We start from the raw sequence: 11,975 nt of genomic DNA on the forward strand, positions 1-11,975 counted from the left end.
CATTTTATTATTTGATTATGTTTTAGTAGCATGTTGATATATGCGTAAGCAAAGTGGGCTGAGTAATTGAACTTAGGAATACTAAAAATGAATATAGTCCCATTTTAGCTTGCTCCCAATATAAAATTAAGACAAGCAGTAAGTGTGACAATACTCATTGAGAAGTCTCAAAGTCCAATTACAATGCCTCTCTGCCTATTGCATATATCAACACATATTTAAAACATATCCTAATTATTTAGATGTTTAAATTGTGTACAGGTTAAGATATAATTTTATTGTACTTATGTAGAATAAAGAGGTGAATTTTAGATGAAATTAGAATTAACAATATTTGAATTAGGTCAAGCTTTAAAAAAATTAGAAAAAAAGCATGAACTAGATTTACTAGTGAAATCAACATTAAATGGTGGTTGGATGACATTAAGAGGAATGGCTAATATACAAAGAGTTCCAGGATTAACTTTAGGTTGTATTAGTAAAGGAAATAATATTATAGATATAAAAATAAAAGATAATAATGGACAAGGAAGTACATTAAAGCTTACTGGTGCAAAAGAAAAAAAATTTAATGTAGAGATATCTTCAACTAAATATATAGAATTATCTAATAAAAACAGACTTAGTTCAAATGAAATAAAAGTTAACCAAAATGAATGTAAGTTACGAATTGATGAAAATATGATATTTACTATAAAAGCTAGTGCAGATGAAGTAATAAAGCTTATAAAATAAGCGAGTTTTAGGTATTAAATTAAAAGTATAAATACTAAATAAATTTATTAATAAAAAATTATATGCTTGTCTAATGAAGAATTAGAGATATTAGAAAGCATAAAATAGTTTTTAGAGAATTACTTTATAAAGAAGCTCATTAAATATTAAGATTAGTTTTAATATTTAATGGGTTTATTTATGTTTTAATGGATAATTTATAAACACAATCTAATACTATTAATGATATTTAATTTAAATTTGATAGTGTAGAAAAATAAGAAATCATTTAATAAAAAATACTAAATATAAAATCAAAGTAATTATATGGAGGATAAAATTAAGTGTTAAAAAAAATATTAAATATTAGTATAGTTGTATTTATGATAATCATAATATTTGTAAATTATAATAAAAATTCAATAATTACTAATTCAAAGGTTGAATTAGTAAATCCAGCTAAAGTAGGTGTATTAATATACAAATTTGATGATGAATATACCTCTACAATTCAAAAAAACTTAGAAGAAATTCAAAAGGAAAATGTAGGTAAAGTTGAATTTAGTTTTTTTGATGCTAATGGGGATCAAAGTAAACAAAATGAAACTATAGATACAGTACTAAAAAATGAAGTAGATCTTTTATTAGTAAATTTAGTTGATACGAGTGAAAAATCTACACAAACAGTTATTGATAAAATCAAAGAAAAAAATATTCCAGTAATTATATTTAATAGAGAGCCAATTAGTAAAATACCTGTAAAATCTTATGAAAAAGCTATTGTTTTAGCAAGAAATCCAGAAGAAGCAGGTATTCTACAAGGAAAAATTCTTGTTGATTTATGGAATACCAATAGATCTGAAATAGATGTAAATAAAGATAGTATAATGCAATATGTTATGTTAACAGGTGAACGTAATAATCTAGATACTATTGCAAGAACAAAATACTCTATTGAAACTGTTAATAAAAATGGAATAAAAACTGAAGAAATTGCATTAAGAGTTTCTGATTGGAGTAGAAAATTAGCAGAAGAAGCTGTTACTCCATTGCTTTATCAATATGGTAATAAAATTGAAGCAATAATTGCAAATAATGATGCTATGGCTATAGGTGCTATTGAAGCTTTACAGAAGCAAAATTATAATAAAGGAGATGAAACAAAAAAAATTATAGTTGTTGGAGTTGATGCAACACCAGAAGCACAAGAATTAATAAAAAAAGGTTTTATGTCAGGAACTGTTTTTCAAGATCCTCGTGCAGAAGCAGAAGCACTTTATACTTTAGGGATGAACTTAATTTCAGGTAAAAGTGCTATTGAAAATACAGACTATGAATTTGATGACACAGGAGTTACAATTCGTATACCATATAAAGAATATATCACTGAATAGAAAAACAATAAAATTTAGTATAAATAAAAATAATTTACTTATTAGAATAAAATATTATGATAAACACAACATATAAATAAAGCGAGGTGATACAAATGGACAATAATAAAAATAGGTTAAAAGATAGACCTAAATCAAATGTAGAACTTAGAAAAATAGACCCTAAAGAAAATTCGGATTTAGGTATTATTGATGGAAAAAAGATAGGTGCACCTTCACATAAAGAAAAAGATCATTTTTAATAAAGTATAAAATAAATACAAGTGTACACCATAATGTTGAGGTGATATTAATGAGTAATAAAAGTAATAAAATGAGAGAAAATAATAAAAGAAAAAAGAAAAATGTAAATCATAATCCTCAAGCTGAAAGTGTAAAAGCAGTTTTTGGAGAACCAAAAGCTAAACCATATGATCCAACAGATTTTAAAATTTAATAAAGAAAAGAATTATAAGATAAAGCATGAGTAAATCAATTTATTCATGCTTTATCTTATATGAATAAAAAATGAATTGATTTATAAATTAGAATTGGAGATTTTTTATTTTATATCAAAATTGAGGGTGTAACTGTCCTCTAACCATTTATCTAATCCTTCTTTAGTAAAAAAATATCTACTTTTACCAACCTGAAAATGAGGAATTTTAGAATCAGAATCATTAACTGTATAAACATTATACAATATATTACTGGAAAATTTTTAAGTTTAGGAGTAAGATAATATGATTGTTCTAAATAACTATTTAAAAACTAGTAAATTATCCTGAGAGGGAATAATATAGTTACTAGAGGGGAGAGGGGGCTATAATATGTTTATAAGAAAAAATGTTTTAAAATTAGCTATACCAATAATAATAGAGCAAACATTTGTTATGCTTTTGGGTGTATGCAATACAATGATGGCAGGACATATAGGGGAAGAAGCGGTTTCTGCAATTGGAATGGTAGATTCAATAAATAATATGTTTATATCTTTTTTTGCAGCCTTATCTGTTGGAGCTACTGTAGTTGTTGCACAGCATATTGGAAAAGAAAATCATAAAAAAGCAAATGAAACAGCTAGACAAGCTTTGGTATCTGGATGCTGTTTAGCTGTTTTAATAAGTATTTTAATGTGGATTTTACGTGTTCCAATGATTAATGCTTTATATGGTACAGCAGAAGAATTAGTAAAATCAAATGCAAAAATATATTTAGAACTTACACTTATTACGTATCCTTTTATTGCAGTGCAGCAAATTGCAAATGGAGTATTAAGAGGATGTGGAGATACAAAAACACCAATGTATATTACAATGTTTATGAATATTATTAATATAATTTTAGGATATATATTAATTTATGGAATAAAAGATGTTAATTTATTAGGATATGTTTTAAATACAATGTCATATGGAATAGAAGGAGCTGCAATATCAATTGCAATTGCAAGATTGGTTGGAACAATTCTTATAGGAATTGTTTTATTTAGAGGAAGTAGAATTATAAGAATGAGAAAGATTTTCCCATTTAAATTTGATTTAGAAACACAAAAGAGTATATTTAATATAGGAATACCAGCAGGTGTTGAGCAAGTACTTTTTAATGCAGGAAAATTAATTGTTCAAATATTTATAGTAACTATGGGAACCGCATCAATAGCAGCAAATGCAATAGGTTCATCAATAGCAACTATTGTTGCAGTACCAGGAAATGCACTATGTTTAGCTGCAACAACTTTAGTAGGTCAATATGTAGGACGAGATGATACAAAAGGTGCAAAAAGCACACTTGTTTATTTAACTAAATTTGGAACAGTATGTTTGGTGGCAATAGGTTTAATATTTATTCCTATTTCAGAATGGGTATCTTCTTTTTATACAGATAGTATAGAGGTAATAAAACTTTCATCTACATTAATTAAAAGTAATAGTGTGGCTTTAATAGTATGGCCTATTTCTTTTATATTATCATCAGGGTTAAAGGGAGCTGGAGATACAAGATATACTATGTTAACAGCATTTGTAGGAATGTGGATTTTTAGAATATTTACAGGATACATTTTAGGAATAGTATTTAGACTTGGTGTTTTAGGAATTTGGATTGGAATGTACGCAGATTGGTTAATCAGAGGAATAATGTATTGCTTTAGGCTTAGAGGTGAAAAGTGGCTTAAACATAAAGTTGTATAATAAATTAGGCTATGTTTTAGCAGAGTGTTGATATATGCATAAGCAAAGTGGACTGAGTAATTGAACTTAGGAATGCTAAAATGAGTATAGTCCAATTACAATGCCACTTTACCTATTGCATATATCAACACGCATTTAAAACAGAGCCATAAATTAAAATAAAGTATCAAATATAATAAGGAGGTAGTTTATTTAAATAGTGTACAATATTTTGAGTGAAATTTTTAAGTTTATGAGTAATATGATATGATTATATTTAAGTAAAACTAGTAAATAATAATATGCAGAGGATGACGTAATATGGAAGAAGTTATAATGTTAGAAGGATTAAGCGCAAAAGAAATATGGGAAAAGATATATAATAAAGAATTAGATTGTAAGAAAAATGTATTAGACTATATAGAAAAAATGAGAATACTTAAAAAATCAAATGTTAATGAAGAGCAAATTCAAGATACTTATAATTTTATTTATGATAGCATAGATGCAATGGCTGATAAAATAAAACCAAACACTATTATGTATTTAAAAAATCAACTTAAATCACAGCTTGGGAAGTATGTTTCAATAAAAGATCCTAAAAAAGAAAATGGATTTATAACATTTTTTAAAAAAGCTTACCCAGAAAAGAACAGAAGAAAAGATTTTACATGGGTATTAATGGATATAAATAAAATATCGGAAGAACAAATTTGGACTACATTAACTTATATAAATAGAGAATGTCTAAAAAATAACTGTAAAATAACTGAAGACGAAAAATCTGATATTATTAAAATAATAGAAAAATTAATTGCAAAGAATAACATAAAATATATAAATCAAGTTAAAAGTTTAGAAAAACTTCTTAATGTTTTAAAGATTAGAGTTGTGACTGTAAAAGATAGGTATAGCATTAAGTCTATAAATTAAGTTTATTATGTAGATGATAATAAAAAGATAACACTATATTAGATATGAATAAAAAGTAATCTTGCTTAAAAGAATAAATATATCTAAAATAACACATCCTTATAAAATAAGAATAAAGTTTATAAGGATGTGTTAATTATGCCTTGGTATATAATTTTAGTGATATTTATTATAGTATGTTTAATAGGAATATGGATAGCTAATTGGTACAAAAATAAAAGATAGGTAATTCTTTTGATAATATAGGAGAATATTTATGAAAGTAAGATTAGGATATGTTTCAATAGCAATGAATTTAGGAAAAAAAGTTACTAGTTCTAGTACAGTAACTTTTAAAAATTATAGCAAAATAATAGAACAAGAAAAGAAGAGTGAAAAATTAAAATCAGTTGCATTATCTAACTTAAATGACTTAATAAAGATACTTGAATATAATATAGAAAACAATATACATTTCTATAGAATAACATCAGGTCTGATTCCTCTAGTCACTCATCCAGAAGTGGGGTACTGGGGGCATAGAGAGATGTTTAGAAAAGATTTTAAATATATAGGGAATCTCATAAAAAATTATAATATGAGGGTAGATACTCACCCAGATGAATTCAATGTTATAAATAGTATAAATCCTCAAGTTGTTAAAAATACAAAATTAAATTTAATACGTCAAGCAGAGTGGTTTGAAGACTTTGATTATAAAGAAGGAAAAATGGTAATACATCTTGGTGGAGCTACAGGAGGAAAAGAAGAGGGGATTAAAAGATTTATTAAAAATTTAAAAGAGTTTCCCACAGAAATAACGTCTAGATTAATTATAGAAAATGATGACAAAACTTATACTGCAAGTGAAATTTTAAATATATCTAAAGAATTAAAAGTACCTATGGTATTAGATGTTCATCATCATAATTGTAATAATTCTGGAGAAAACATAATGGAGTTAATTGAAGGTATTTTTAATACTTGGAATGAAGAGTCATTACCACCTAAAGTCCATTTTTCTAGCCCTAGGGATCATGAAAAAGATAGAAAACACTCAGAATTCATAAATGCAAATGATTTTGTAGAATTTATTGAAAAAACTAAAGTTATAGATAGAGATTTTGATGTTATGCTTGAATGCAAACAAAAAGATATAGCATTATTTAAATTAGTAGAAGAAATAAAAGAAATTAAGCCTAATTATAAATGGATTGATCAAAGTACTTTTGAGGCTTAACCAAAAATGGGGCTGTTGCAAAACTAACTTGAAAGTTAGTTTTGCAACAGCCTCTTAAAATAGATATTTTTATATAGATAGAAAATATTATAATAATTGGTTTTACTAAAAGGTGATTTTTTACTTAAATTATGTAAAAAATTTAAAATATTTAAAAATAAAATAAAATTAACTAGGAATATTAAACTATTAATATAAAATATTGTATTAAAAAATAGTATTGTAGTATAATTATTTATATAAATATTGTCGAAAAGGGAGAAATTATGAAAAAGAGATTAATATTGAAAAAAATAATGATTGTAGTAATATTTTTTAGTTTCTTAATAATAAATACTCAAAATGATGTTAAGGCATACAATAATATTAATTTTAAAAGTATTAGTATAGATGATGGATTATCTCAATCTAGTGTAGAAGACATTTTTCAGGATAGCAGAGGATATATTTGGATAGGTACTCATGATGGATTAAATAAGTATAATGGAAAAGAATTTAAAGTTTATAAATATGAAGAAAATTCAAATAATAGTATTTCAAGTAACAGTATAACCGCAATTAAAGAAGATAAATTAGGGAATTTATGGGTTGGGACAGCAAATGGATTGAGTAAGATTAATTTAAAGGATGATTCAATTAAGAATTATTATGATAAGGAATCACAAGGAAATTTATCTAATTATAACATTTGTGATATTTTAATTACTAATGACCAAAAAATATTAGTTGCTACAGCTGATGGGTTAAATATTTATAATGAAAATGAAGACAAGTTTGAAAGAATTCTATATAGTAATAATCAACAAGTTCTTACTAATCAGGTTATATATAGCTTAGATGAAGATGAAGATGAGAATATATGGATTGGAACTGAAAATGGACTAAATAAAGTAAATATGCAAACTGAAAAAATAGAATTTTTATATAATACTAATAATAACTATAAAAACTCTATACATAAAGTATATTCAGATAAGAATGGACAAGTATGGGTAGGAACATCTGGAGCTGGATTATTGAAGGTAGATATAAAAACAAATAATATAGTTGAATATAAATCTCAACATATTGAAGAAAAAAAGGAATTTGAAAAAGGAAAGTTAAAAGGTGGAGTAGTTAAAGATATTTTAAGAGACAGTAGGGGAGTAGTATGGGTATGTACAGATTATGGATTATCTATGTATAATAAAGAAGAAGATAATTTTACTACTTATATAAATAGAGTGTATGATAAATTTAGTTTGATAAATAAAAGTACGTTCTCTATAATGGAAGATTCTACAGGATTGATGTGGGTAGGTACATATGGTGGAATAAGTACATTCGATCCTAATAATGGAATAAAACATTATAAACATGATCCTTTTTTAAAAGACACGATAAGTGATAACTCCATACAAGGGATTTATGAAGATATTGAAGGATTAGTTTGGATAGGTACTAGCAATAAAGGATTAAATATACTGAATCCAAAAACTGAAAATGTAACAAGAATAAATTCTAAAAATAGCAATCTTGTAAGTGATAAAATTAAATTTATAACTGGAAGAAAAAATGAAATTTGGGTAGCTACAGACAATGGTTTAAATAAAATTGATAAAAATACTAACGAAGTTAAAGTATATACAATTGAAAATGGATTGACTAATAACAACATAAGAACTTTATTTATAGATAATAAAGATTGTTTATGGATAGGAACAGCAGATGGTGTTAATATTTTAAATTTAAAAGACGATACTGTAGTAGATATGACATATATTTTAAAAGATAATAATATAGTAGATACTTATGTTGATAGTATATATCAGGATAAAGAAGGAATGTATTGGATAGGGTTATATATGAATGGAGGGTTAATAAGATTAAATCCATATGATATGACTATAAAAAATTATACTAAAATTGAAGGTGATAACAATACGATAAGTTGTAATGCTGTAGTTTCAATAGTAGAGGACACAAAAAATAATATATGGATAGGCACTAAATATGGACTAAATAAATTAGATAAGAATACAGAAAAATTTACAAGATACACAGAAAAAAATGGACTTGCTAATAATAATATTTATGGGATTTTAATAGATGATTATGATAATCCTTGGGTAAGTACTAATAATGGAATATCAAAATTAGATATAAGTAACAATACATTTACTAATTTAAATATATCAAATAGACTTCAAAGCAATGAATTTAATGGAAATAGTTATTTTAAAAATAGTAAGGGAGAATTTTTATTTGGAGGTATTAATGGATTAAATATATTTAATCCATCAGAAATAAATAAAAACAGAAGTTTACCTAAAGTTTTTTTTGAAGCATTTGAAGTAAAGGGAAAAAAATATAAAAATATAGATGGATTAAAATTTAATTCAGATGAAAATATGGTTAGAGTTAAAATGTTTGTTCCAGATTATAAGAATAGAGATGCTATAAAGTATTTTTATAAGTTGGAGGGGATAGATAGCGATTGGAATATGGGAAATTCTAATGAATTTACTTATAATAATATAAAATCAGGGAATCATATATTAAAAGCAAAAGTTGAAATGCCGGATGGGAGTCTAAGCGATGAAAGCCAAATTACATTTACTGTAAAACCACCATTATGGAAAAGTAAACAAGCAATAATACTATATTTAATTATATTTATACTAATAATTTATTTAAGTCTTAATAAAATGAAGAATCTTGATAGAATGGTTGAAAAAAGAACTAAGCAGTTAAGAGAAGAGATGGACAAAAATAGCAAATTATTAAATAAAGTTATTGACTTAGAGCGAAATAAGAATAATTACTTTGTTAATCTTTCTCATGAACTTAGAACACCTTTAAATGTTATTTCATCTACAGAACAGCTTATATCAGAATTAAACAAACAAGATGATGGAATAGATAAAGAAAAGTTAAATTATTATATGAAGATAATAAAAAGGAATTCAAATAGATTATTAAGGTTAATAAATAATATAATAGATACAAATAAAATTGAAAGTGGAAGATATGAAACAAATTTTAAAGAAAATGATATAGTATATTTAGTTGAGGAAACATCTTTGAGTTTAAAAGATTATATTGAAAATAAAGGAATACACCTAATTATAGATCCGGAAGTTGAAGAAAAAGTTATAATGTGTGATAGTTATGAAATTGAAAGATGTATAGTTAATTTAGTAAGTAATGCAGCTAAATTTACACCAGAAGGCGGAGAAATAAAAGTAACTTTAAAAGATTTAAATAATAAAGTCATAATTAAAGTTAAAGATACTGGAATAGGAATAGATCCTAAATATCATAAAGCTATATTTGATAGATTTAATCAAATTGTAGATGCAAATTCAGAATCAAAAGGTGGCAGTGGATTAGGATTAACTATAACCAAACATATTATAGATTTACATAAGGGAAAAATATATATTAATAGTGATATTGGAAAAGGCTGTGAATTTGTTATAATATTACCTACTAATATAGAGTAGAATTTATATGTATCATTAAGCTTGTAAGGTTGGGATATAAAATATGAGAATAAACAAACTTTTTAGTAATTTAGGTATTTGTTCAAGAAAAGATACTAGTAAGCTCATTGAAGAAAATAGAATAATTGTAAATGGAATTCCATGTATACAAGGACAATGGGTAGAATTAGAGGATGAAATTCTTCTTGATAACAAGACTCTTCCAATAAAGAAAAAAATCTATATAGCATTAAATAAACCAGTAGGAGTAACCTGTACTGCAGCAGATGAAGTTGAAAATAATATAATGAATTTTATGGATTATCCTGAATATATATTTCCTGTAGGTAGATTAGATAAAGCATCTCAAGGATTAATATTGTTAACTAATGATGGGGATTTAGCTAACAATATTTTAGAATCAGAAAATGAACATGAAAAAGAATATATAGTTACTTTAGATAGACCTTTTAATAATGAATTTATTTTAGGAATGACAAGTGGTGTTGAAATATGTAATGTAAAAACAAGACATTGCAAAGTAAGAAGAATTTCGGAAGATACATTTAACATTGTTTTGACGCAAGGTCTTAATAAACAAATTAGGAGAATGAGCAAAGTTTTTGGATATAATGTTAAAAAATTAGAAAGAATAAGAATTCTTAATATTGAACTTGGAAATTTAGAATATGGTAAATGGCGTTATTTATTAGAAGAAGAAATAGAAGGGTTAAAAAATTCTAAGTAACAAAAATTTTTAGACAATATATACATATAGGGCTATATTTTACTACAATTCCATTTTACCTATTGCATATATCAATATATGTTTAAAACATAGCCAAATATAAAATATTTTAATTAAATATATCGTAAGGAGAGATTTTATATGGAAAATTTTAATTATTCAATACCTACTGAAATTTACTTTGGAAAAGGTCAAATAAAGCATTTAGGAAATGCTATAAAAAAATATGGAAGCAAAGTTCTTGTTGTATATGGTGGGGGAAGCATTAAGAGAATAGGTTTATATGATGATATGATGAAAATATTAAAAGATAATAATATATCATATGCAGAACTTTCTAATATAGCTCCAAATCCTAGAATAGAGTCCGTTAGAGAAGGCGTAAAACTTTGTAGAGATAATGATATAGAAGTTGTTTTAGCTGTTGGAGGAGGAAGCACAATAGATTGTGCTAAAGTTATTGCAGCAGGAGTAAATTATGATAATGATCCATGGGATATTGTATTAGATCCAAGCAAAATAACTAAGGTGTTACCTATAATTACAATTTTAACATTATCAGCAACAGGTTCAGAAATGGATCCATATGCAGTTATATCTGATATGAGCAAAAACCAAAAAATAGGTACAGGTCATGATAAGATGAAACCTAAAGTATCAATATTAGATCCAGAGTATACTTACTCTGTTCCTAAAAATCAAACAGCAGCAGGAACTGCAGATATTATGAGTCATATATTTGAAAATTATTTTAATAATACTAAAGGAGCATTTATCCAAGCAAGAACTGCGGAAGGACTACTTAAAGCGTGTATGAAATATGGAAAAATAGCAATACAAGAGCCTAATAATTATGAAGCAAGAGCAAATTTAATGTGGGCATCTAGTTTGGCTATTAATGGTTTAATATCATATGGAACAGCTGGAGCATGGTCAGTACATCCAATGGAACATGAACTAAGCGCATTTTATGATATAACTCATGGAGTTGGTTTAGCGATTTTAACACCTCATTGGATGAGATATGTTTTAAATGATGATACGTTATATAAATTCGTTGAGTATGGAGTTAATGTGTGGAATATAGATGAGAGTTTAGATAAATATACTATAGCTAATACTGCAATAGATAAGACAGCAGAATTCTTTAAAGAATTAGGAATTCCATCAACATTAAGAGAAATCGGAATTGGAGAAGAAAATTTTGAAATTATGGCACAAAAAGCAGTAAAATCAGGATTAGAATATGGATTTAAACCGCTTACGCCAAAAGATGTAGCGAACATTTATAAAGCTGCATTATAAATATTTATTTAAAACTTGCGTTAATAATTAAAAATAAAAAGACTGGTG

The 11,975-nt window shown here is 25.5% G+C and carries 10 protein-coding genes; all 10 read left to right on the forward strand.

Annotated elements, in window-relative coordinates; all coding sequences use genetic code 11:
* Positions 1-312: 312 nt before the first annotated feature.
* The 10 genes from NG901_RS07300 (at position 313) to NG901_RS07345 (ending at position 11,927) form a co-directional block, all read left to right on the forward strand.
* Complete coding sequence (locus NG901_RS07300; protein WP_252213161.1) at positions 313-735, forward strand: UDP-N-acetylglucosamine pyrophosphorylase; 423 nt, start codon at positions 313-315, stop codon at positions 733-735.
* Between the two features lie 323 nt (positions 736-1,058).
* Positions 1,059-2,108, forward strand: a complete 1,050-nt coding sequence (locus NG901_RS07305; protein ID WP_252213162.1) for a galactose ABC transporter substrate-binding protein — start codon at positions 1,059-1,061, stop codon at positions 2,106-2,108.
* Between the two features lie 95 nt (positions 2,109-2,203).
* Positions 2,204-2,350: a hypothetical protein gene (locus NG901_RS07310; protein WP_252213163.1), complete on the forward strand. Its 147-nt coding sequence runs from the start codon at positions 2,204-2,206 to the stop codon at positions 2,348-2,350.
* 50 nt (positions 2,351-2,400) lie between these two features.
* Positions 2,401-2,544 carry a CPC_1213 family protein gene (locus tag NG901_RS07315; protein ID WP_491536912.1) on the forward strand — a complete coding sequence of 48 codons (144 nt, stop codon included), beginning with the start codon at positions 2,401-2,403 and terminating at the stop codon, positions 2,542-2,544.
* Positions 2,545-2,917: 373 nt separating this feature from the next.
* Positions 2,918-4,279 carry an MATE family efflux transporter gene (locus tag NG901_RS07320; RefSeq protein WP_252213164.1) on the forward strand — a complete coding sequence of 454 codons (1,362 nt, stop codon included), beginning with the start codon at positions 2,918-2,920 and terminating at the stop codon, positions 4,277-4,279.
* Positions 4,280-4,579: 300 nt separating this feature from the next.
* Positions 4,580-5,191, forward strand: coding sequence for a hypothetical protein (locus NG901_RS07325; protein ID WP_252213165.1), 612 nt, complete (start codon positions 4,580-4,582; stop codon positions 5,189-5,191).
* 256 nt (positions 5,192-5,447) lie between these two features.
* Entirely contained in the window at positions 5,448-6,410 is a 963-nt protein-coding gene (uvsE, locus tag NG901_RS07330; protein WP_252213166.1) for a UV DNA damage repair endonuclease UvsE, read from the forward strand.
* A gap of 266 nt (positions 6,411-6,676) precedes the next feature.
* Complete coding sequence (locus NG901_RS07335; protein WP_252213167.1) at positions 6,677-9,895, forward strand: ligand-binding sensor domain-containing protein; 3,219 nt, start codon at positions 6,677-6,679, stop codon at positions 9,893-9,895.
* 43 nt (positions 9,896-9,938) lie between these two features.
* Complete coding sequence (locus tag NG901_RS07340) at positions 9,939-10,622, forward strand: RNA pseudouridine synthase (RefSeq protein ID WP_252213168.1); 684 nt, start codon at positions 9,939-9,941, stop codon at positions 10,620-10,622.
* Between the two features lie 141 nt (positions 10,623-10,763).
* Complete coding sequence (locus NG901_RS07345; RefSeq protein WP_252213169.1) at positions 10,764-11,927, forward strand: iron-containing alcohol dehydrogenase; 1,164 nt, start codon at positions 10,764-10,766, stop codon at positions 11,925-11,927.
* Positions 11,928-11,975 lie beyond the last annotated feature (48 nt).

This window comes from Clostridium sp. CMCC3677 (genome assembly GCF_023845585.1).
GTDB lineage: Bacteria > Bacillota > Clostridia > Clostridiales > Clostridiaceae > Clostridium > Clostridium aquiflavi.

Excerpts from the sequence above, each read along its gene's own strand:
- NG901_RS07345 (WP_252213169.1), top strand. The coding sequence starts at position 10,764 with ATGGAAAATTTTAATTATTCAATACCTACTGAAATTTACTTTGGAAAA.
- NG901_RS07310 (WP_252213163.1), top strand. The coding sequence starts at position 2,204 with ATGGACAATAATAAAAATAGGTTAAAAGATAGACCTAAATCAAATGTA.
- NG901_RS07300 (WP_252213161.1), top strand. The coding sequence starts at position 313 with ATGAAATTAGAATTAACAATATTTGAATTAGGTCAAGCTTTAAAAAAA.
- NG901_RS07320 (WP_252213164.1), top strand. The coding sequence starts at position 2,918 with ATGTTTATAAGAAAAAATGTTTTAAAATTAGCTATACCAATAATAATA.
- uvsE (WP_252213166.1), top strand. The coding sequence starts at position 5,448 with ATGAAAGTAAGATTAGGATATGTTTCAATAGCAATGAATTTAGGAAAA.
- NG901_RS07335 (WP_252213167.1), top strand. The coding sequence starts at position 6,677 with ATGAAAAAGAGATTAATATTGAAAAAAATAATGATTGTAGTAATATTT.
- NG901_RS07315 (WP_491536912.1), top strand. The coding sequence starts at position 2,401 with ATGAGTAATAAAAGTAATAAAATGAGAGAAAATAATAAAAGAAAAAAG.
- NG901_RS07325 (WP_252213165.1), top strand. The coding sequence starts at position 4,580 with ATGGAAGAAGTTATAATGTTAGAAGGATTAAGCGCAAAAGAAATATGG.
- NG901_RS07340 (WP_252213168.1), top strand. The coding sequence starts at position 9,939 with ATGAGAATAAACAAACTTTTTAGTAATTTAGGTATTTGTTCAAGAAAA.